Consider the following 20683-nt stretch of genomic DNA (forward strand, 5'->3'; position numbering starts at 1 on the left):
TCCTGACTACCCGGCCGCTCTGTCCGCGGGCACAGCCCCGTCCCCAGGCCGCAGCGCGTCAGGGCCCGGGCGGGTCGCGGAGCGCCGCGTCCGTCCGCCGGCCGAGCGCCCCGACGAGCGTGGTCACGTAGGTGCGGGTGAGGTGTTGCGAGTCCCGGTAGACCAGCACGTTCCCGATCACCGCCGGGCAGGTCCCGTCGGCACAGAACGACGGCGTCATCTCCGCCACGACCGCGCCCGGCGTCGCCCGGGCTGCCGCGACCAGCCGGTCCCCCGCGGCGAAGGCCCGTCGGGTGCTGATCTGGCAGGCTCCGGGGTCGTCCGGGTGCGTGTCGACGCAGTGCTGCACGCCGCTGCCGGCAGCCGGGGTGTCCGGGATGGCGACGATCCTCGCCCCGCGGTCGATGAGCGGCTGCCAGGAGGCCCGGTACCCGTCGAGCGCGCTCCGCACCGGGTCCGTCCCCACGGGTGCACCCCGGAGGTCGGCGCGGGAGGACGTGAACACCAGCGAGTAGGGCGCGGAGGCGGCGAGTGACCGGTCGACGGCCCGGTTCCAGGCGCCGCAGCGTCGGTCGTCGGCGGCGGAGACGTCGCTCCAGCGGACGTGGGAGAACTCGCACCCGCCCTTCACCATGAGGTGCAGCTCCCACCCCCGCTGCTCGGCGAGGGCGATGAGGGCGGAGGACCACTGGTGGGCGTGCGAGTCCCCGATGAGCGCGACGCGGGTGCCGCCGCGGACGCCGACGACACAGCTGCGGGCGTCGGTCGCCTCGGCCTGGCAGTCGTCCCACGTGGGGTCGACGTCGTAGGCGGCGGTCATCGTCGACGGGGTCGTGCCGCGCCGGGGGTCCCCGACGACGGCGCACCCGCTGCCGGGGGCGATGGCGGCGGCTCCCCAGCACCGGTCCCCGTCGGTGCTGAGTTCGGCGGCGAGGGCGCGGTCCGTCCGGAGCTGTGCGGTGAGGGCGCCCCACCCGACGGCGGGGACGACGAGGACGAGGGCGGTGGCCGCGGCCACGACGGCCAGGGTGACGCGCGGGCGGAGGTGGGCGAGCCTCCCGGTCGTGACGGGACGTTCTACGAGGACGGTGGTGAGGTGCGCGAGTGCGGCGGCGAGGGCGACCGTGACGGCGACGCGCGCCGGGGTGGGCAGGTCGAGGACCCGTGGGAGCAGGAGGACGACCGGCCAGTGCCAGAGGTAGAGCGGGTAGGAGACGCGGCCGAGCCAGCGGACGGGCGGGAGGCCCGTGGCGCGGCCGAGGACGCCGGTCTCGGTCCGTCCCGCGATGACGAGGGCGGTGGCCGCGACGGGCAGGACAGCGGCGGTCCCCGGGTACGGGACGGCGGGGGTGAGCAGGAGTCCGCAGGCGACGAGACCGAGCCAGCCGGTGGTGGCGAGCGCGGCCCGGACCCGGGGCGATCCGGGCAGGACGCCCGGGGCGAGGGCGAGGAGCGCACCGACGCCGAACTCCCACGCCCGGGTGTGCGGCCAGAAGTAGGCGGGTGCGGGGTCGGTGGAGGTGAGCACGACCGAGCAGGTGAGTGAGGCGGCGATGACGACCAGGACGGTGACGAGGACGGCGCGTTCGCGGACCCCTCGGGTCATGCCGCGACGTCGTCGGGCGGCCCACCACACGGTGAGGAGCAGCAGGGGCCACAGGAGGTAGAACTGCTCCTCGACCCCGAGGGACCAGAAGTGCTCGAACGGGGTGGACGGGTCCCCGGCGGCCAGGTAGTCGGTGCTGGACGCGGCGAGTGCCCAGTTCTCGACGGCGAGGGCGCTGGCGGCGAGCTGGGTGCCGAGGGTGGGCCAGTCCTCACGCGGGGTGAGCAGCACGGCGGAGGTCGTGGTGGCGGCGAGGACGAGGAGTGCGGCGGGGGCGAGTCGGCGTGCTCGGCGAGCCCAGAAGGCGGGGAGGTCGATGTGACCGGTGTCGCGGAGCTGGCGGACGAGTCGGCCGGTGATGAGGAACCCGGAGACGACGAAGAACGCGTCGACCCCGACGAAACCGCCACGCAGCCAACCGAGGTCGAGGTGGTACCCGAGCACGAGCACGACGGCCACGGCGCGGACGGCGTGGACGTCGGTGCGGAAGGGGGTGTGCTGCGGCGGCATCAGGGGTGACGGTAGGCAGGCCGGGTGAACGGCAGGGGACGTGGTCGCGGCGCCGTCCGGGTCCGGTACGGTCGGGGCGGGTCGTCGCTGCCGTCGCCCGTCCACCTGCAGCGGCACGGCTCCGTCGTCGTGCCGCGCTGATCGTCCGGAGCGCCATGTCCTTCCTCCGCCACGCCTCGTCGTCGACGACCCCGGACGCAGTCCCCGGACGTCGGTCACCCTGATCGGACGGCTTCGGCCGTCTGGCGGTCCGGTGTTTCCAGCTCATCGGGGTGCTGATCGTCCTGGGCGTCCTGGTGACCGCGCTGTCGCAGGTCGGTGTGGTGACGATCCCGGTGCTGTTGGCGCTGATCATCGCGTCGGCCATGTACCCGATGGCGGGGTGGTTGCGTCGACACGGGGTGCCGTCGCTGGTCGCGACCCTGGTGTGCTTCGTGTCGGTCCTGGCGGTCCTGACCGCGATCGGGTGGTTGCTCGTGGCGGCGGTGTCGCAGCAGATGCCGGCGTTGCGCGAGTCCGCGGTGGACGGGTTGCAGCAGCTGCACGACCGGGTGCAGCACCTGCCGGTGACGATCACGGACCGGCAGATCGACCAGTTCGTGGACACGGCCGTCGGCTTCGTGACGAGTTCCCGCTTCGGTGCGGGGGCACTGGCGGGCCTGTCCGCGCTGACGACCTTCGTGACCGGCTCGGTGTTGACCGCGGTCATCCTGTTCTTCTTCGTCAAGGACGGTCCGGCGCTGTGGGAGTTCCTGCTCCGCCCGTTCACGGGGGCGTCGTACGAGCGGGCGCGGCGTATCGGGGACCGGGTGGTGTCGACCCTGGGTGGCTACGTGCGGGGGAAGGCGGCGATCGCCACGTTCGACGGGATCGCGATCGGGTCCGCGCTGCTCCTGCTCGGGGTGCCGTTGGCCGTCCCGCTCGCGGTGGTGGCCTTCGTGACGTCGTTCATCCCGATGATCGGTGCGCCGATCATCGGGCTCCTGGCAGCGCTGGTGACGCTCGTCACCCTGGGGCCGTGGCAGGCCCTGGCGGTCGTCGTCATCGTCGTGGTGGTGAACCAGGTCGAAGGCAACTTCCTGCAGCCGGTGCTCATGGGCCGGTCGCTGCAGTTGCACGGACTCGTGGTCCTGGTCGCGCTGACGGCCGGCACCGTGGTCGCGGGTGTGACCGGGGCGATCGTCGCCGTGCCGCTCGTCGCAGCGGTGTGGGGTGTGGTGCAGGTGTGGGACGGTGAGGACCGTCCGGCGGAGCCGTGGCGGCAGAAGCGTCGGGAGACGGTGGCGGTCGGGACCGACTGACGGACGGGAGGCACGGGGCGGCGCCGACCCGCGCCTCCCGTCCGGCTCCGGGTCGGGACCGCCAGGAGTGCGGTATCCGGATCCGCGTGGCGGCCACGGTTGACCGTCGCACCGGACGCGAGGGATCGTGGATCGATGCTCTCCCTCGTCTACATGTCCGTCGCCGTCGACGACCTCACCGACGCCCAGCTCGTCGACCTGCTGCGGGACGCCCGCCTGAAGAACGACGCCCTCGGTGTCTCCGGACTGCTCGTGGCCAAGGACGGCCGCTTCATGCAGGTCCTCGAGGGTCCGGCGTGGAGCGTCGAGGACCGGTTCGCCGCGATCCAGCACGACCCCCGGCACCGGGACGTCCGCTCACTGAGCCGCGAGGAGATCGACACCCGTCGGTTCGACGGCTGGTCGATGGCGTTCGGCAACCCGTCCGACGCCGAGCTGCGTGACGAGCCAGGGTCCAGTGACTTCCTGCAGCGACGCGGTGGTCTGCCGGCGGGGCTGTCCGGCTCACCGGCGGACTGGTTGCTGCGCTGGTTCCGCGGCCGACAGCTGCTGGACACGCCGCTCGAGTCGGTGTCGCTCGGCCGGCACGCGGCCTGAGTAGACCGGCGGCTCCGCGCTGTTCACCTGATCCGGTCAGGATGCCGGGGTGAGCTCTTCCGCGACCGGTGCCCTCGCCCGACGTCTGCGCATGCACGACGCCGTCCTCATCGGGCTCGGCTCGATGATCGGTGCCGGCGTGTTCGCGGCGTTCGCGCCCGCGGCAGCCGTCGCCGGCCGTGCGATGCTCGTCGCGCTGCTGCTCGCGGGCGTCATCGCCTTCTGCAACGCCACGTCCTCTGCGCAGCTCGCGGCGCAGTACCCGACATCCGGTGGGGCGTACGTCTCCGGACGCGAACGCCTCGGTCCCTGGGCCGGTTTCACCGCCGGGTGGGGGTTCGTCATCGGCAAGACCGCCAGCTCGGCTGCGATGGCGATGACCGTCGCCGCGTACCTGGTCCCCGAGCCGTGGCAGAGGCCCGTCGCGATCGTCGCGGTCCTCGCCCTCACGGTCGTCAACACGTCGGGCATCACCCGGACGGCGTTCCTCACCCGCGTCCTCGTCACGGTCGCGCTCGTCGCCCTGACGGTCGTGGTCGTCATCGGGCTCACCCACACCGGACCGACCGTGGACGACCCCGCCCCGGCGCCGACGCCCGTCGGGGTCCTGCAAGCCGCCGGGTTCCTGTTCTTCGCCTTCGCCGGGTACGCCCGCATCGCGACCCTCGGCGAAGAGGTCATCGACCCTGTCCGCACCATCCCCCGCGCGATCACCACCGCCCTCGGCATCACCCTCGTCGTCTACGCACTGGTCGCGGTCGCCACGCTGCACGCACTCGGGCCGGGAGGCACGGCCGCGTCCGGTGCGCCGCTCCGGGCCGTCGTCGCCACGGCCGGGCAGCCGTGGGCCGGAGTGGTCGTGCAGATCGGAGCGGCTGCCGCAGCGCTCGGCGCACTGCTGGCGATGATCGCCGGCATCGGAAGGACGAGCCTGGCGATGGCGCGGAACCGCGACCTGCCGGGGTGGTTCGCCGCCGTGGACCCGCGGACGTCCGTCCCCGCTCGTGCCGAGGTCGTCCTCGGCCTGGTCGTGTGTTTCGTCGTCGCCGTGACCGACCTGCGCGGGGCGATCGGGTTCTCGTCCTTCGGGGTGCTGCTGTACTACTTCGTCGCGAACACGGCCGCCCTGACGCAGGAGCGACGTGACCGGCGGTACCCGCGCCTCCTGGCCGTCGGTGGAGCGGTCGGGTGTGTCGTCCTCGTGGCGGCGTTGCCGGTGCCCTCGATCGTCGGTGGGGTCGTGGTGACCGTGATCGGGTTGGCGTACCGGGGCGTCCGGATCGCCCTGGCGTCCGACACCCGTGCCTGACGGGCTGACGGGCTGACGACGTCGAGGGTCAGGCCTCCGGGCGGTCGCGATGGCCGCCGAACGACGACGCGACCTCGAGCGTCACGACCACCGCGACGACGAGCACCGCGGTCAGCGGGAGCGACACCGCCGGCACCGCGACGGACGCGACGACGGCCAGGGTCAGGGCGACCACCAGCACGTTCACGCGCAGTGGCAGGGACGGGCGGATCGCCAACCACCAGATCGACAGCACGAACAGGGCGACCGGGACGGCGACGGTCGCGGCGACCGCCGCGTCGGTCAGCCCGCCGTGTCCCGCATCGGCCTGCACGGCGACCTCGATGCCAGCCGGCAGGGCACCGGCGGCGGCGAAGACGACGTAGTGGCCGTACCCGAACAGCAGTGCCGTCGGCAGCGAGCGGATGTGGTCGTGCTGCTCCCGCGAGAAGTAGATCCACCACATGCCGACCGTGATCACGAGCCCGCAGGCGGCGAGGGTCAGCAGGGAGCCGAGGTGCTCGGTGTGCGCCAGGGCGTCGATCACCGCGTTCGCCGAGGCGACCAGCCCCTCACCGAGGACGATCAGCGTGAACAGCGAGTACCGCTCCGCCAGGTGGTGCGTGTGCCACTGGGTGGTCTCGGCGCCGGTCTCCGCCCACACCGGCACCAGGACCTCGGCGAGGATGAGGAACGGCGTCGCGACCGGGCGGAACTCGAGCGGCAGCGCGAGGGAGGCCACCCACAGGACCTGCACGAGGACGACCCCGACCGCGTAGCGCAGCGCGGTCCGCCGGTACCGCGGCGACGAGACCGCGGCGCGGATCCACTGTCCGACGAGCGCCAGGCGCATCAGGACGTACCCGATGATGCCGATGGTGAAGTCACCGTCGACCATCGCGTCGTGCACTCCGGCGGCGAGCACCAGCACCCCGGCCATCTGCACGACCGTCATCACGCGGTAGAGCCAGTCGTCGGTGTCGAACGAGGTCGCGAACCAGGTGAAGTTCACCCAGGCCCACCAGATCGAGAAGAACACCAGGCAGTACGAGAACACGGCGGACGCCAGGTGTCCCCCGGCCTCGATCTCGTGCAGGTTCGTCGCCGCCAGACCGACCGCGACGACGAACACCAGGTCGAACAGCAGTTCCAGCGGGGTCGCGGCGCGATGTCGTTGCGCAGGGTCGCGCGGTGCCATCCGGCGCAGTCCGATCGTCATCGAGCGGTCCAGCCCCCGTCGATCGGCAGCGCCGTCCCGGTGACGAGCGATGCGCCCGGGCCTGCCAGGAACGTCACCGCAGCAGCGACCTCCTCGGGCCGGCCGATCCGGTGCAGCGCCGCGATCCGCTCGACCGTGTCGGCCCGGAACGCGTCGTCGGACAACGCCGGAGCGGTGCCGTCGGTCTCGATGAACGTCGGCGCGACGGCGTTCACGCGGATGCCGTACTGCCCCCACTCCACGGCCAGGCACTTGGTCAGGTGGATCACGGCGGCCTTGCTCAGGCAGTAGACGGACTCCCCGGGCAGCGCCACGAGCCCCGCCTGCGAGGCGATGTTCACGATCGACCCACCGCCCGCGGTCCGCATGTGCTCGGCCACGTACTGCGAGATGAAGAACGTCGACTTCGTGGTGAGCGCCCACACCGTGTCGAAGTGCTCCTCGGTCACGTCGAGGGCGTCCTCGACGATGCCGCCGCCGGCGTTGTTGACGAGCACGTCGATCCTCCCGAGCTCCGCGACGACGGCGTCCACCGCGGCCCGGCAGGAGGGCAGGTCCGTGACGTCCATCGGCACGACCACCACGCGTCGGCCCGCCCCGCGGATCTCGTCGGCCAGGCCCGCCGCTGCCTCCGGGTCGCGGACCCCGAGCGCGACGTCCGCCCCGTGGGCCGCCAGGTCGAGCGCGACGGCACGGCCGATGCCGCGGGACGCCGCGGTCACCAGGGCGACGGATCCGGTCAGGGAAGAGGGCTGCATGGGGTGTCCTTCGCGGGTCGGCCGGCGGTCGTCGTCGGCACGGACGGGAGGCGCGACCAGCGTCGTCGCCGCTGCCATCCTCCTGCAGACGGCCCGGGCGTGGAAGGATCCGGTGGTGCAGCAGACGACGCCCGACGAACTCCTCGATGGTCCCCGGTTCCGAACCCTCTGCCTCGCCGTGGCCGCCAGGCTCGACGCGGGCGTGGACCGGGCCGTCGGTGCGCTCCTCGACCCGCTCACCACGAGCTACGGGTTGCTCGCCGACCTCCGTCCGGAGCAGGACGACGCCGACGCCCTCGCCGCCGTCCTGTCGAGCGTGGACACGAGACAGCTGGCCGCCTGGACGCATCCGCTGCGGTTCCTCCCCGTACTGGAGCACACGGTCGAGTCGGCGATGCCGTGGCAGCCACCGTTCGTCGAGGACGCGATCACGGGCCTCCCGGCCGTGCGGAACGCACTCCGGACTGTGGCCGAGGCAGTCGTCGCCTCCCCGTCCGCCGCGTGGTGGGGCACGGACGTCGACCGGACGTCGCAGTGGGTGACGCAGCCGGTGCGGAACGGTGTGCCGGAGGTCGTCGCGTCCGCGCGGTCGGTGGCCGAGGTGCTCGACCGGTGGCGGCGCTACGTCGTCGCCGGTGAAGGACGATCCCGCGTCGACGGGCCCGTGGCGGACGCCACTGGTGGCGTTTGGTGGTCGACGCCCCACGAGTTCGGTGACGAGCCCGGCGGAGCAGCGATCCTGCCGTCGTCGACGCGGCGCATCGACGGCCTCGGCTCGTCCGGGTCGACCCTGGTCGAGGACTCCTTCGGCGACGACGAGGTCCTGCTCCGATCCCTGCAGCCGCCAGCCGGCGCCCGGGTGTTCGAGGTGCACGGCGCCGCGGACTGGGCGCGCCTGGTCGAGCGCTACCCGATGTCGGTGCGGTGGGCACGACGGCGGGAGTGGTGGGAGTCGACCGGGCGCGACGAGCACTGGTTCCTCCCCGACTACGCGGCCGTCGCGGCGGACCACGACGCCGTGCACGTGTCCGTGCAGGGCTACCTCGCCGCAGCCGGTCGGGCGATCGACGTCGACGGCGGTGCGACGGTGCTCGCCGGGTGGGCACCGGACGAGACGTTCTGGCTGACCGACGACATCGTGATCGAGCCGGATGCGGAGCGGTGGCAGCTGCGCTCCGCCGAGGACGAGGACGACGAGCCGAGGTGGGTCCGCACCTGATGCGGCGGCGACCGGCTGCTCGGGGCCTGCTCAGGAACGGGAACGAGCCCGCTTGCGGTCCGCGCGACGAGCGCGCCACTCCCGGTCCTGGCGTTCCTGGGTCGGGCTCTTCTGCGTCGATCCGCGCACCGCCAGCGCGAGCAGCACGATCGTCCCGACCACCCCGATCGGGAACAACAGCATCATCAACACGGTCCCTCCCCCACGTCTCGGGATCACGCTAGTGCTGCGCGGGTGCGCCCGGTAGTCCCCGGTCGAGCGGACGTGTCCACGCGACCTCCCGGTCCAGCTGGCCCGTCGTCAGGAACAGGCGCACCTGCTGCGTCTCTGGCAGGGCCGCGACGAGCGCCTGCCGGGCTGCCGACACGAACCCGAGGCCCTGCCAGAACGGGCCGGACCGACGGGAGAACAACCAGGCACGCTCCGCGCCGTCGTCTGCCGCCCGATCCAGCGCGAACCGTGCCAGGCGTGTCCCGGCACCGGCCGAACGCCGTCCTGCTGCGACCGCGACACTGCGGACGAGGACGTCCCGGCCGTCGGCGCTGCACTCGTACCCGGTGCTGCCGACGACCATGCCGTCGGCGTCACGCTCCACCCACAGCCGGACCGACTCGTCGTCCAGTCCGGCGAGGGTCAGGTCGCTGTCGCGGAGGAACGACCGCAGCTGCTCGACATCGGCGCCGGAGACCGGGGTGAGGACCATGCAGTGATCTTCCCTCGGCCGTCCGGCTCCTGCCCGGCTGCGGGTCAGTTGATGCGGAGCTGCGACACCATCGGGCAGGTGAAGGGATCGCGTGCTGCCAGACCGACGCGGTTCAGGTAGGCGACGACGATGCCGTAGGAGCGCAGCAGGGTGGTCTCGGTGTAGGGCACGTCGAGGCTGTCGCAGTGGTCGCGGACCAGCAGTCGTGCCTGCTTCAGCGCGGGGCGGGGCATCGAGGGGAACAGGTGGTGCTCGACCTGGTAGTTCAGGCCGCCCATCAGGAACGACACCCACCAGCCGCCACGGATGTTGCGCGAGGTGCGGACCTGGCGGGAGAAGAAGTCGACCTTCGCGTCGTGGGCGATCGTCGGCATGCCCTTGTGGTTCGGGGCGAACGAGGCGCCCATCATCACGCCGAACACGGCCAACTGCACCCCGAGGAACGCACACGCCATCCCGAACGGCAGGAACCAGAACACGGCCGTCAGGTAGATGCCGAAGCGGGCGACGAGCAAGGAGCCCTCGATGATCCGGTGTCGGCGGTCGGCCGTGGTGCCGGTGCCGCTGATGACCGCGCGGACGGCGGACCAGTGCAGGTTGATGCCCTCGAGGGTGAGCAGCGGGAAGAACAGCCAGCCCTGGAAGCGGGTGAAGACACGCTTCAGGCCGGACGCGGGCACGTCCTCGGGGATGAAGGCGATGACGCCGGGCGCGATGTCCGGATCCTTGCCGACGGTGTTCGGGTTGCCGTGGTGACGGGTGTGCTTGTTCATCCACCACGAGTAGCTGAGGCCCACCAGGAACGTGCCGACGTAGCGGCCCGCCCGGTCGTTCCACCGCTGCGACGCGAACACCTGGCGGTGCGCGGCCTCGTGCGACAGGAACGCGAACTGGGTGAACAGCACGCCGAGGACACCGGCGACGATCAGCTGGAACCAGGAGTCACCGAGGAACGAGAACGCCACCCAGGCCAGGGCGAGCGTGCCGATCAGGGAACCGAAAAGGGACCAGTAGAAACCGGTGCGGCGGCGGAGCAGGTCGTGCTCCTTCACCTGTGCCAGGACAGCCGAGTACGTCGATGTGCTCGAACCCCGTCCGCTCGTCGCGGGACGGGTCCGGGTGTAGCCCGACTGGACAGGAGTGGTGGTCAACGAAGGACCGACCTTCCGTCATCGTGGTCCTTCGACCAGCGCAGAGGAGTTCACGCAATCGCGCTTGCGATGACGATATGGGCCCAACATGCGAAACCACCTGCACCATGCGGAACTCACGGTGAATCACCGTTGAACGCATCGGCCGTGCTTCGATGTGGGGATGCTGCTGCACGCCGAGACCACCGGGGAGGGCTCCGAGACGGTCGTGCTCCTGCACGGGATGACGGGCTCGGCGGAGAGCTGGTGGCGCGTCACGGGCTTCCTGGCCGACCGCGGAGTCCGGGTCGTCGCACTCGACCTGCCGGGGCACGGACACTCGCCCCGCAGCCAGGCGATGACCGTCCCCGACGCCGCTGCGTCGGTCGCGGATACCCTCGATGCGATGGACATCCGGCCGACGGTGACCGTCGGACACTCGTTCGGCGGCCTGCTGCTCGCCGCGACCGCGACGACCGGGCGGCTCGACCCGGGCGTCGCGGTGTTCGTCGATGCCCCGTTCGCGACCCGCGGCGGACACGACCGGGTCGAGGTGCAGGCCGAGTACCAGGCGGAACGAGCGAGCCGGACCGTGGACCGCCTCCGAGCCGAGAAGCCGCACTACGGCGAGCGCGACTGTCAGGTGGAGGCACGGGCGGCCTCCCGGTTCGACCCGGCGACCGCGGCGGCCATCGCGGCGGGACTGGGTGGGACGTGGCTGCCGCGGCCGGGGTCGATCGTCGTCCGCGCGGACCCGAGCCACTACGTCGACGACGCGACTGCTGCGGCGCTGACCGCGTCGGGTGTGGACGTCCGGAGCATCCCCGGGGCGGCGCACTCCGTCTGGTACAGCCACTTCGACGCGTTCGTGGCGGCGCTGCCGGAGGTCTTCGACCGCTGACGCCGATCGCGGCATGGGCACGGGCCCCGATGTCTGGCACGATCGGCGCATGCCCCTCGACGGAACTCCCCCGGAACGTGTCGGCTTCCTCACCATCGGTTCGTTCGACCCCGCCGATCCTTCGCTCGGGATCGAGGACACCCTCCGGGTGATCGAGCGCGGCGAAGCCCTGGGCCTGGACAGCGCCTGGCTCCGCCACCGACACCTGCAGCACGGCATCTCGTCCCCGGTCGCGGTGATGGCTGCCGCGTCGCAGCGGACCTCGCGGATCGAGCTGGGCACGGCCGTCACCCCGATCGGTGCGGAGAACCCGTTCCGGCTCGCCGAGGACCTCAGCACGGTCGACGTGCTGCTCGGCGGCCGGCTGAACCCCGGGTTCTCCGCCGGTCCCCCGATGAACTACGACCTCTACCGCGATGCGATCTACCCCGACACCGCCGACCAGGAGGACCTCGGGAACGACCGCCTGCTGCGCTTCCGCGACCTCGTCGGCGGAGCTGCGGTCAGCGACACCGCCGAGCGACGCGGCATCGAGGAGTTCTCGCGCACGGTCCAGCCCCTCAGCGCCGGCCTGGTCGACCGACTCTGGTACGGGACGGGCAGTACACGGTCGGCCGTCTGGGCTGCCGAGAACGGGTTCCACCTGCTCACCTCGAGCGTCACCCGCAGCGAGGTCGGCACCGACTTCGCCACGAACCAGCGGGCCCAGATCGACGCCTACCTCGCCGCGCACCCGACCCCTGGGACCGCTCGCGTCTCCCAGGGGCTCGTGGTCATCCCGACGGACAGCGCGACGCCCGAACAGGAGGCGCGCTACCGCCACTACGTCGACTCCCGCTCCGGGCGGGTCGGGGTGCCGTTCGGGCCCGGCGGGCTGCTCTTCGCGGCGGACCTCGTGGGGACCTCGACGGAGATCGCCGACCGGCTGCGCGCCGACGCCGGCTACCAGGCGGTCACCGAGGTCGCGTTCGCGCTGCCCTTCGACCTCGAGCCCGACGACTACGCCCAGATCATCACGGACATCGCGGAGCGGCTCGGCCCGGAACTCGGGTGGCGCCCGGCGGACGCGGGGTGAACGGACGGGAGGCCCGCCCAGCGCAACCGGCGCGGCCTGCGGTGCCGTGCCTCCCGGACGCCGTCATCCCCGTGGACGCGGCGACGGCGTTGACCGCGTTCGACGTGGCGGACGCTCCGGCGCTCGTCGCGGCGGTCGCGGACGCGGACATCCGCCGGTGGTTGCCGCTGCCGCGCCCGTACCCGGTGGAGCTCGCCGAGCAGTGGGTGACCGTGGGTGGTGAGTCGATCCGGGTCAGTGGAGCCGGGCTGGCCCGCTGCATCCGGGTCGACGGGGCTCTGGGCGGCTGTATCGACGTGAAGCGCGTCGACTGGCGAGCCCGCACGGCGGAGCTCGGCTACTGGCTCGCGCCCGGGTTCCGCGGGCGCGGCCTGGCGGCCGCTGCGGTGCGCACACTGTCGTCGTGGATGCTCGACGTCCACTCCTTCGAACGAGTCGAACTCCGCGTCGCGACCGGGAACGCGGCGTCGGCGCGGGTCGCGTCCCGCGCCGGGTTCGTCCACGAAGGCGTCGCTCGGAACGCCGGGTTCACGGACGACGGTCGGGTGGACCTGGCGGTGTGGTCGCGCGTTCCGGGTGATGAGTCAGGCTGAATTCGAGTGCCGCTCGTGATTCCGCCCGGACGGCCGGTACGGTCGGGGCATGGACAACGGCTGGCGCGGAGCCCTCGCAGCGATCACGATCATCTTGTTCGCCGGAGCGATCGGGACGGCGGTCGGGGTGCTCGTCGTGTTCACGAAGGCTGACGGCGACCTCGAGACGATCGCCGCGAACACGCAGACGATCGTGTGGATGTCGAGCATCTCGGGGACCCTGCTCGTCGGCGCGTTCAGCACGCTGGTCACGTGGTTGGCCGTGAGTGCGGTCGTCCGCGAGCACCAGAAAGACCGCGAGCACGCTGCGCGCCTGGCTCACCACGGCTGACCGCGCGAGCTCGACCTCCGCCGTTTCGGTGGCGTGACGGGCCCGGAGCGCACCAGACTGGAACCCGACCACCCGTCGTGGGGACGGGTGGCACGGGGCGCGGGGGTCCGACGATGACGACGACGAGCGGGAACGACAAGCGAGGGTCCTGGTGGGCGCGGCACCGGCGGTGGGTCGTACCGGCCGCGCTCGCACCCATCGGCTACGTGGCGTTCGCCCTGGTCGGCGGGCAGCTGACCGCTGCCGACAACGGACAGGAGTCCATCGGGCTGTCGCTGCTCGGCCTGCTGTTCCTGCTCGCCGCGTTCGCCGCACCCATCGTGTTCGGCATCATCGCGATCCGACGCGGCCACGACGCCTACCGGGCGTGGCAGCGGTCTCTCGGTCACCTGACCAAGCGCGAGCAGTCGGTGCAGAGTCACCAGGACGCCTACGCGTACGGATGGCGCCACGCGGTGTCACTCCGTGCGTCGCTGATGCGGAAGGAACTGCCGCCGGAGATCCAGGTCTGGAACGTCGTCCCCCACCACGGGGAACGGTTCTTCCTCAGCGGCTTCCTCGGGTACGCCCGGTACTACGGCACGGACGTGACCTACGGGCAGACCGGCGTCGTCGCGTTCGGACGGCCGGCCTGGGTCGCGGGAGCGGTGATCGGCAACGCCATCGGCAACTCGATCGCACGCTCCCGGGCACAGGCGATGGCGGCCTCACAATGGCGGGAACAGCAGCAGGTCGACGTCGTGGTGAGCAACCAGCGGCTGGTCTGCAACGTCGGGGGCCGCGGATGGCTGAGCTTCGACTGGTCGGCGGTGACGGCGATCTACCCGGACCCCGAGCAGTACAACGTGGTCCTCGAGTTCGGTGGTCAGACGTCGCCGCTGTCACTCACCGGTGCGATGGCGCCGGCGCTGGCGACGATGGCCGTGATGCTCACGCACGGGCACGACGCCCTGGCCGGGCACCCGGCCTTGCAGGCACTCCGGGCCTGACACTGGGTTCAAGGGCTGCGGCAGGGACTCAACCGTCACTGGTCAGGACGCCGTGCAGCGCGGCCCACTGAAGCAGCAGGATGGTCTTGCCGTCGACGATCCTGCCGTCCCCGAGCATCGCCATCGCCTCGTCGACCGGCACCTCGAGCACCTCGATCTCCTCGCCCTCCTCGGCGACCCCGCCGCCGGCATCGACGAGGTCCTCCGGTCCGTAGGGGGCGGCGTAACAGTGCACCCGCTCGGTGACCGAGCCGGGGCTCATGAACGCGTCGACCACGTGGGTGAGCTGGCGGAGCCGGACGCCGAGCTCCTCACGCGCCTCCCGCCGGACGGCGGTCTCCGGGTCGTCGGCGTCGAGCAGACCCGCCGCCACCTCGACCAGCATCCCGTCCGGGTGGTCGTTGACGTACGCCGGCCAGCGGAACTGTCGGGTGAGCAGGACCGTGCCGCGCACCGGGTCGTACGGCAGGACAGCGGCGCCGTTGCCCCGGTCGTAGGTCTCACGCTGCTGGGTCGTCCACGAGCCGTCGCGGCCCCGGACGTCGAACGTGGTCCGACGCAGCACGTGCCAGCCGTCCGACGTCACCTCGACGTCCCGGACGACCACGTCGGGGTTGCGGTCGAGGCCACGACCGACCTGGTCGAGACCGGTGCGTCCCCTGCTGTCCGGCTCTGTGGTTCCTCGCGTCGTCGTCACGCTTCGACGCTAGCGGACCGCCCGGCCGAGATCAGTCGTCGGCCCTCATGACGGCGCGATGCTGAGTTCTGCGACCTCGACGACAGCGTCATCCGGCATGTCGGGGTAGTAGTCCTCGCGCAGCTGTCGCCCGAAGCGACGCATGTCGGTGCCCGGTGGCTGATGTGCTTGTTCTGCGGTGAGTGTGTCGAGCCGGTGCCGGTTGACGGCCGTGATCGTCCCGGGTAGTGGTCCAGCAGTGGGGTGGTCGTCGAAGACGAACGTCGCAGCGCCGACCTGCACCGACTCGTTCCACCGGACGGTGGTCACCTTCTCGCCGCTGACGACCGCTCGGTGGTGCTTCTGGTGGAAGTGCACGGTGCGCGGAGCTGTTTCGACCATGCACCCACCCTGCCCGACCGAGCCGACCGTCAGCGATCACAGTCGGCACACCGGCCGTGGACGGTGAGGGCCTCGGCCTGCGCGAAGAAGTCCGCGTCCTGGATCACCGAGAGGCGACGGAGCGGCACTTCCTCGATCCGTCCGCACTTGTCGCAGACGAACAGGTCGTCGCCCGGCAGTAGGTAGACGGCTTCGCCCGGAAGGACCACCTCACGGACCCGGCCGACCGCGACGAGGCGGTGCACCTCCCGGTAGACCGTGGACAGGCTGATCGGATCGCCTGCACCCCGCAGGGATCGGTACAACTCCTGCACGGTCGCGCGACGGACCTCCCGGAGTGCTGCGAGGACGCAGTCCGTGTGCCGGCGCTGTTCGCGGTGCACGACCGAGCCGTCGGTTGCCATGCCCTCATCCTCTCGCGAGAACGACGATCACTATCATTTGGGTTCGCAAAGGGGGTCCCTCGTCCCCTACGGTTTCGATCGAGAACGGTTCTCACAACGATCGGGCCACGTGCCCTGGACAGGACGGATGCCGTGCGCATCAACAGATTCATCGCCTCCGGTGTCGTCGCGGCAGTGGCCGCAGCAGCCCTCACGGGGTGCTCCTCCGGCGGAGGCAACGGCGACGGGAACGGGAAGATCACCGTCGTCGGTGCCGAGAACGAGTACTCGGACGTCGCCGCGCAGATCGGCGGGAAGTACGTCAGCGCGTCGGCGGTCATGAGCGACCCGAACACCGATCCGCACACGTTCGAAGCCAGTGCGAGCGTGGCGAGGGAACTCTCCTCAGCGCAGTTGGTGATCCAGAACGGCGTCGGGTACGACGACTTCATGGCCAAGCTCGAGAAGGCATCGCCGAACTCCGACCGGAAGGTCATCACCGCGCAGACCCTGCTCGGCCTCCCCGACAGCACCAGGAACCCGCACCTCTGGTACGACCCGAAGACGATGCCCGCCGTGGCAGCGGCGATCGCCACCGACCTGGAGAAGCTCGACCCGGCGCACAAGAGCACGTTCGCGCAGAACCTCACGACGTTCGACGACTCACTGCGCACGTGGACGTCCGCGCTGGCCTCGTTCAAGAGCGCACACGGTGGGACCCCCGTCGCCGTGACCGAACCGGTCGCGGACTACGCCCTCGAAGCCGCGGGTGTCGACATCAAGACGCCGTGGTCCCTGCAGGCAGCGATCATGAACGACACCGACCCGTCACCGCAGCAGTCGGCGGCGCAGGACTCCCTGTTCACGAGCAAGCAGGTGAAGGTCTTCCTCTACAACCAGCAGGTGACCGACTCGATCACGGCCCACTACCTGTCGCTGGCACACGCGAACGGCGTCCCGGTCGTCGGCGTGTACGAGACGATGCCGACCGGCTACACCTACCAGCGGTGGATGGAGGCTGAACTCGCGGCGCTCGCGAAGGCCGTCACCGACGGCACCTCGACGGAGAAGCTGTGACCACCACCACCGGAGCAGCCGACGACGGTCGCATCGTCACCGTCCGCGACCTCCACGTCGCCCTCGCCGGACGGACAGTCCTCGACGGCGTCGACCTCGACGTCGCGGCGGGTGACTTCGTCGGCCTCATCGGAGCGAACGGTGCCGGCAAGACCACGCTCCTCCGCACACTCCTCGGCGTCGTCGCGATCACCAGCGGCACCGTCCGCCGACCGGAGCGGGCCGCGGACGTCCACGGCATCGGCTACCTCCCCCAGAAGACGGTGCTCGACCCGGATGCGCCGTTGCGGGCCCGGGACGTCGTCGCGCTCGGTCTCGACGGCGGTCGGCTCGGCCTCCCGCTCCGACGGCGACGGACACACGCCCTCGTCGACGAGACGCTGGAGTGTGTCGGCGCGACGGCGTTCGCCGATCGACGGATCGGTGAACTCTCCGGTGGCCAGCAGCAGCGGGTCCTCCTCGCACACGCGCTGATCAGCCGACCGTCGTTGCTGCTCCTCGACGAACCCCTGGCGAACCTCGACCCCGCCAGCGCCGCCGACATCGTCGCGCTCCTGCACACGATCCGCCGTGACCACGGAGTCGGCATCGTCCTCACCGCGCACGACATCAACCTGCTCCTGCCGGTCCTCGACCGCGTGGTGTACCTCGCCGATGGTCGAGCCGTGACCGGTGTCCCGGCCGAGGTCATCCGCGAAGACGTGCTCTCCGCCCTCTACGGGCGACCGATCCGCGTCATCGATGCCGACGGACGTCTCGTCGTCCTCGCCGACGACCGTCCCGTCACGGCCCCGGCGGGTGTCCCGCGATGAGCGCCTCCGTCGCCGTCGCCCTGTCGGGCTTCGTCAACAGCCCGACGGTCCACTCCGCCCTCGTTGTGGGCGGCTTCGTCGCGGCGGTCACCGGTGTCGTCGGGGTCTTCACGGTGGTCCGCGGGCAGTCGTTCGCGGGACACGCGCTCGCGGACCTCGGAGCCGTCGGCGGAGCCGGTGCGTTCCTCGTCGGCATCAGCCAGCTGTGGGGGTTCGTCGGAGCGGGCGTCCTCGCTGCATTGCTCATGGAGGCCATCGGCACGCACCGACTGAAGGGGCGCGACGTCGCCACCGGGGTCGTCTTCGCCTTCGGACTCGGCCTGACCGCGCTGTTCCTCTACTGGGACACCACGATCGGCGGATCGAGCAACGCGGCCGTCTCGGTGCTGTTCGGTTCCCTGTTCGTCATCGACCCCTCGGTCGTGCCCCCGGTGGTGCTCCTCAGCGTGATCGCGCTGCTGCTCGTCGTCGCCGTCTACCGATGGCTGTTGCTCTCGTCCATCGACCGGGACCTGGCCGTCGCCCGCGGCGTCCCGGTCCGGCTCGCGGGGCTGGTGTTCCTCGTGGCACTCGCACTCGCCGTGGAGCTGTCGTCGCTGACCATCGGCGCGATCCTCTCGACCGCGCTGCTCATCGGCCCGGCCGCCACGGCCCTGCTGGTGACGCGTCGGTTCGGGGTCGCCGTGCTGCTGTCCGCCGGCATCGGCGTCATCGAGACGTGGGCCGGCTGCTTCATCGCGTACGAGAGCTACTACTGGGCGGGGAAGGACGGCAACTGGCCGGTCAGCTTCTGCGTGGTGGCACTCGTCCTCGTCGTCTACGTCGGCGCTCGCCTCGCCTCCTGGTCCGTCGCGCGGAGAGCGGCATCGCGACGACCGGCGGAGCGGGCCCTGCGGATCCCCGCCGAAGCCGGGAAGGTCGCCTGATGTTCTCCGACTTCATGGTGAACACGTGGATCGCCGCCACGATCGTCGGCGTCGTCGCAGGAGTCGTCGGGGTGTTCGTCGTCATCCGCGGCGACACCTTCCTGGCGCACGCGCTCCCCCACGGTGCCTTCGCCGGCGCCGCCGGTGCCGTCCTCGTCGGCATCGACTCGTTGCTCGGCATCGGGGTGTTCGCCGCCGTCGGCTCCCTGCTCGTGTCGGCCCTCGGACGCCGTGGGCGGGGTGACGTCGCCACTGCCCTGACGCTGGCGACGATGCTCGGTCTCGGAGCGTTCTTCCTCAGCCGCTCGAGTGAGTACTCCGCCGAGGTGTTCTCGTTGCTCTTCGGTCAGGTCCTCGGCGTCTCCACCGTGGAGATCGTGCCGATGCTCGTCCTCGGCATCGCCTGTCTCGCCGCCGTCGCCACGCTGTACCGGCCGCTGCTCCTCGCGTCGTTGCTGCCCGCGACCGCACCCGCTCGTGGTGTCCGGCCACACACCATGACCGTGGTGTTCGGACTGATCGTCGCCTGTGCCACGACGACGAGCGTCCCCGTCGTGGGCGCGCTGCTGATGTTCGCCCTGCTGGTCGGCCCGCCGGCGACTGCGCGGACCCTCGCACGACGACCGTCCACGGCGATCGCACTGTCGACCGCGTTCACGCTGATCGTGGTGTGGGCGTCGATCGTGCTCGCGTACGCGACGGACTGGCCGGTCGGCTTCTTCGTCACGGCGCTCAGCGCGCTGCTCTACCTGGGTGCACACGCCCCGCGGATCCGTCGGGCTGCAGCGCCGCGGAGCGTCGCGGCCCTCGCCGGCTGACCGACACGCTCAGCGCTCGTTCGGCGCGGTAGCCCGCCGCCGTCAGATGGCGACTGGCCACTCGGGAGGCTCGGCCCGGCCCGGCGACGGAGGCCTGGCTCCCAGGAGAACGCGTCAGGTGCGGCGCTTGCGGGTGGCCAGGATCCGGAAAGAACTGCGAGGATCGTGCAGTACCGAACGACGGGGAGGCAGAGCAGTGTCGCTGAGCGATCCGGACGGACACTCCGTCACGCATGCGTCGGAGGACCGATGAGAACACTCACCAGCCGGGTGACTGCGGCCTTGGCACTGCTCGTCGCCGTCCCGTTCCTCCTCACGAGCTGCCAGCGAGGACCGACCGTGCAACCGGACGGAGCGAAGAAGGAGGTCGTCGACGTCGTCGACCGAACGACGGAGACGCTGGGCGGGAAGTGGACGGTCCGACGAGGACCGGCACTCGGCAAGTGCCCGGCGTCCGTAGGGACGGGCGGCGTCACCTGGACCTACATCCTCGACCGTGACCAGGTCGGCGACCAGACGGCGGACCGGGCGGCTGTGCAGGAGCTCTGGGGCTCCTCCGGGATCACCGCCTCGGACTACGAGAGCGGCGGGGCGGACCCACTGCGGGGTGTCGTCGGCCACGGTGGACCGACGTGGTCGGTCGAGTTCCTCACCCGCTCCGACGGCTACACCGTACACGGGGTGTCCCGGTGCGCTGACGGGGACTACGAGGACATGCTGCGGCACGGCGAGGGCTGACTTCCGGCCTGCTCGCCGCCGCTGACGCTCGCGAGGAGCCTTCGTCACACCTCGGCGACGGCGCGCAGCGCGGACGCGATGTCGTTCAGGTCCGCGATGAGTCGGTCCCCCTCGTCGGCGTACGCCGGAGCCGATGCTCCAGCGTCACGCCCCCTGCTGCTCGGCCACGGAGCCGAGACCGGCACCGCGAGAGCGCGCAGGTCGTCGCGGGTCCATCGTCGCTCGAGCAGCCTGTGCGCCTCGTCGATCCGCTCCCGCAACTGCGCGGTGGAGGGATCATCCTGAGCAGTGAGGAACGCGACGAGCCGGTCGCCTCGGGCCACGTACTCCCGGAGCTGAGCACGTCGATCACGCACGTCGTACCGGCCACCGCGCAGGAGGTGTCGCCCCAGCCATCCCATGCCCCGATGATCGCACCGCGAGGCTCGGCTCGGTTTCTCCGTCGGTGTGCTCGGCGGAGGTTCCGATCCTCCGTCACCGCCCTCGCACAACCTGGTCACGGGCGGCGGCGTCACCAGCGGGCCGGACTTCGCGCTCACCGTTGCCGCTGAGGTGTACGACGATGCGACCGCGCGACGCGTGCAACTCGCTCTGGAGCACGACTCGCAACCGCCGTTTGATGCTCTCTTGG

Annotated in this window: 24 protein-coding genes; 14 read left to right on the forward strand and 10 right to left on the reverse strand. The window is 71.4% G+C overall.

The features are described from left to right. Positions 1-58: 58 nt before the first annotated feature. Entirely contained in the window at positions 59-2116 is a 2058-nt protein-coding gene (locus QCD68_RS01080; RefSeq protein ID WP_301221704.1) for an acyltransferase family protein, read from the reverse strand. A gap of 272 nt (positions 2117-2388) precedes the next feature. Here QCD68_RS01080 and QCD68_RS01085 point away from each other — a divergent pair, with 272 nt between their 5' ends. From QCD68_RS01085 to QCD68_RS01095, 3 genes are all read left to right on the forward strand, one after another. Then, complete coding sequence (locus QCD68_RS01085; protein WP_301221705.1) at positions 2389-3417, forward strand: AI-2E family transporter; 1029 nt, start codon at positions 2389-2391, stop codon at positions 3415-3417. Positions 3418-3552: 135 nt separating this feature from the next. Beyond that, a complete protein-coding gene (locus QCD68_RS01090) occupies positions 3553-4014 on the forward strand; it encodes a BLUF domain-containing protein (RefSeq protein ID WP_301221706.1) in 462 nt (153 codons plus the stop codon). Positions 4015-4105: 91 nt separating this feature from the next. Further along, positions 4106-5323 (forward strand): APC family permease, encoded by a 1218-nt coding sequence (locus QCD68_RS01095; protein ID WP_111073678.1) that lies wholly within the window; start codon positions 4106-4108, stop codon positions 5321-5323. 28 nt (positions 5324-5351) lie between these two features. On the opposite strand, the gene QCD68_RS01100 is transcribed toward QCD68_RS01095, so the two are convergent. Next, on the reverse strand, positions 5352-6521 hold the full coding sequence (locus QCD68_RS01100; RefSeq protein ID WP_301221707.1) for a low temperature requirement protein A: 1170 nt from the start codon (positions 6519-6521) through the stop codon (positions 5352-5354). Next, on the reverse strand, positions 6518-7279 hold the full coding sequence (locus QCD68_RS01105; RefSeq protein WP_301221708.1) for an SDR family NAD(P)-dependent oxidoreductase: 762 nt from the start codon (positions 7277-7279) through the stop codon (positions 6518-6520). The genes QCD68_RS01100 and QCD68_RS01105 overlap by 4 nt, the downstream gene beginning before the upstream one ends. A gap of 115 nt (positions 7280-7394) precedes the next feature. Between QCD68_RS01105 and QCD68_RS01110 the strand changes: the two genes are divergently transcribed. Continuing rightward, complete coding sequence (locus tag QCD68_RS01110) at positions 7395-8498, forward strand: hypothetical protein (protein WP_301221709.1); 1104 nt, start codon at positions 7395-7397, stop codon at positions 8496-8498. Between the two features lie 30 nt (positions 8499-8528). Here QCD68_RS01110 and QCD68_RS01115 read toward each other — a convergent pair whose 3' ends face one another. The 3 genes from QCD68_RS01115 to QCD68_RS01125 are packed head-to-tail and all read right to left on the reverse strand — an operon-like array spanning position 8529 to position 10352. Then, positions 8529-8684: a hypothetical protein gene (locus tag QCD68_RS01115; RefSeq protein WP_290156675.1), complete on the reverse strand. Its 156-nt coding sequence runs from the start codon at positions 8682-8684 to the stop codon at positions 8529-8531. Positions 8685-8718: 34 nt separating this feature from the next. After that, complete coding sequence (locus QCD68_RS01120; protein ID WP_301221710.1) at positions 8719-9201, reverse strand: GNAT family N-acetyltransferase; 483 nt, start codon at positions 9199-9201, stop codon at positions 8719-8721. Between the two features lie 44 nt (positions 9202-9245). Next, the gene (locus QCD68_RS01125) at positions 9246-10352 is read right to left on the reverse strand and encodes a fatty acid desaturase family protein (protein ID WP_301221711.1); all 1107 of its coding nucleotides are present in this window, start codon (positions 10350-10352) and stop codon (positions 9246-9248) included. A 163-nt stretch (positions 10353-10515) separates the two neighbouring features. Here QCD68_RS01125 and QCD68_RS01130 point away from each other — a divergent pair, with 163 nt between their 5' ends. From QCD68_RS01130 to QCD68_RS01150, 5 genes are all read left to right on the forward strand, one after another. Continuing rightward, on the forward strand, positions 10516-11232 hold the full coding sequence (locus tag QCD68_RS01130) for an alpha/beta hydrolase (RefSeq protein ID WP_301221712.1): 717 nt from the start codon (positions 10516-10518) through the stop codon (positions 11230-11232). Between the two features lie 49 nt (positions 11233-11281). Next, positions 11282-12307: an LLM class flavin-dependent oxidoreductase gene (locus tag QCD68_RS01135; RefSeq protein ID WP_301221713.1), complete on the forward strand. Its 1026-nt coding sequence runs from the start codon at positions 11282-11284 to the stop codon at positions 12305-12307. A gap of 41 nt (positions 12308-12348) precedes the next feature. Next, a complete protein-coding gene (locus tag QCD68_RS01140; protein ID WP_301221714.1) occupies positions 12349-12900 on the forward strand; it encodes a GNAT family N-acetyltransferase in 552 nt (183 codons plus the stop codon). Positions 12901-12949: 49 nt separating this feature from the next. After that, positions 12950-13231, forward strand: coding sequence for a hypothetical protein (locus QCD68_RS01145; protein ID WP_290156668.1), 282 nt, complete (start codon positions 12950-12952; stop codon positions 13229-13231). 113 nt (positions 13232-13344) lie between these two features. After that, positions 13345-14220 carry a hypothetical protein gene (locus QCD68_RS01150; RefSeq protein WP_301221715.1) on the forward strand — a complete coding sequence of 292 codons (876 nt, stop codon included), beginning with the start codon at positions 13345-13347 and terminating at the stop codon, positions 14218-14220. Positions 14221-14248: 28 nt separating this feature from the next. Here QCD68_RS01150 and QCD68_RS01155 read toward each other — a convergent pair whose 3' ends face one another. The 3 genes from QCD68_RS01155 to QCD68_RS01165 are packed head-to-tail and all read right to left on the reverse strand — an operon-like array spanning position 14249 to position 15702. Then, on the reverse strand, positions 14249-14917 hold the full coding sequence (locus tag QCD68_RS01155; protein ID WP_221850797.1) for an NUDIX domain-containing protein: 669 nt from the start codon (positions 14915-14917) through the stop codon (positions 14249-14251). A 45-nt stretch (positions 14918-14962) separates the two neighbouring features. Continuing rightward, positions 14963-15298, reverse strand: coding sequence for an ASCH domain-containing protein (locus QCD68_RS01160; RefSeq protein ID WP_301221716.1), 336 nt, complete (start codon positions 15296-15298; stop codon positions 14963-14965). Between the two features lie 29 nt (positions 15299-15327). Then, positions 15328-15702 (reverse strand): Fur family transcriptional regulator, encoded by a 375-nt coding sequence (locus tag QCD68_RS01165; RefSeq protein WP_301221717.1) that lies wholly within the window; start codon positions 15700-15702, stop codon positions 15328-15330. 132 nt (positions 15703-15834) lie between these two features. On the opposite strand from QCD68_RS01165, the gene QCD68_RS01170 reads away from it, so the two are divergent. From QCD68_RS01170 to QCD68_RS01190, 5 genes are all read left to right on the forward strand, one after another. Then, positions 15835-16758 (forward strand): metal ABC transporter solute-binding protein, Zn/Mn family, encoded by a 924-nt coding sequence (locus QCD68_RS01170; protein ID WP_301221718.1) that lies wholly within the window; start codon positions 15835-15837, stop codon positions 16756-16758. Further along, on the forward strand, positions 16755-17570 hold the full coding sequence (locus tag QCD68_RS01175) for a metal ABC transporter ATP-binding protein (protein WP_301221719.1): 816 nt from the start codon (positions 16755-16757) through the stop codon (positions 17568-17570). The genes QCD68_RS01170 and QCD68_RS01175 overlap by 4 nt, the downstream gene beginning before the upstream one ends. After that, positions 17567-18496, forward strand: a complete 930-nt coding sequence (locus QCD68_RS01180; protein ID WP_301221720.1) for a metal ABC transporter permease — start codon at positions 17567-17569, stop codon at positions 18494-18496. Before QCD68_RS01175 ends, QCD68_RS01180 begins: the two co-directional genes overlap by 4 nt. Next, on the forward strand, positions 18496-19314 hold the full coding sequence (locus tag QCD68_RS01185) for a metal ABC transporter permease (RefSeq protein WP_301221721.1): 819 nt from the start codon (positions 18496-18498) through the stop codon (positions 19312-19314). The genes QCD68_RS01180 and QCD68_RS01185 overlap by 1 nt, the downstream gene beginning before the upstream one ends. A gap of 249 nt (positions 19315-19563) precedes the next feature. Then, positions 19564-20052: a hypothetical protein gene (locus QCD68_RS01190; protein ID WP_301221722.1), complete on the forward strand. Its 489-nt coding sequence runs from the start codon at positions 19564-19566 to the stop codon at positions 20050-20052. A gap of 44 nt (positions 20053-20096) precedes the next feature. Here the strand turns inward: QCD68_RS01190 and QCD68_RS01195 are convergent, their stop codons facing one another. After that, positions 20097-20453, reverse strand: a complete 357-nt coding sequence (locus tag QCD68_RS01195) for a hypothetical protein (protein WP_111073220.1) — start codon at positions 20451-20453, stop codon at positions 20097-20099. Between the last annotated feature and the right edge of the window lie 230 nt (positions 20454-20683).

This window comes from Curtobacterium sp. PsM8, assembly GCF_030433875.1.
GTDB lineage: Bacteria > Actinomycetota > Actinomycetes > Actinomycetales > Microbacteriaceae > Curtobacterium.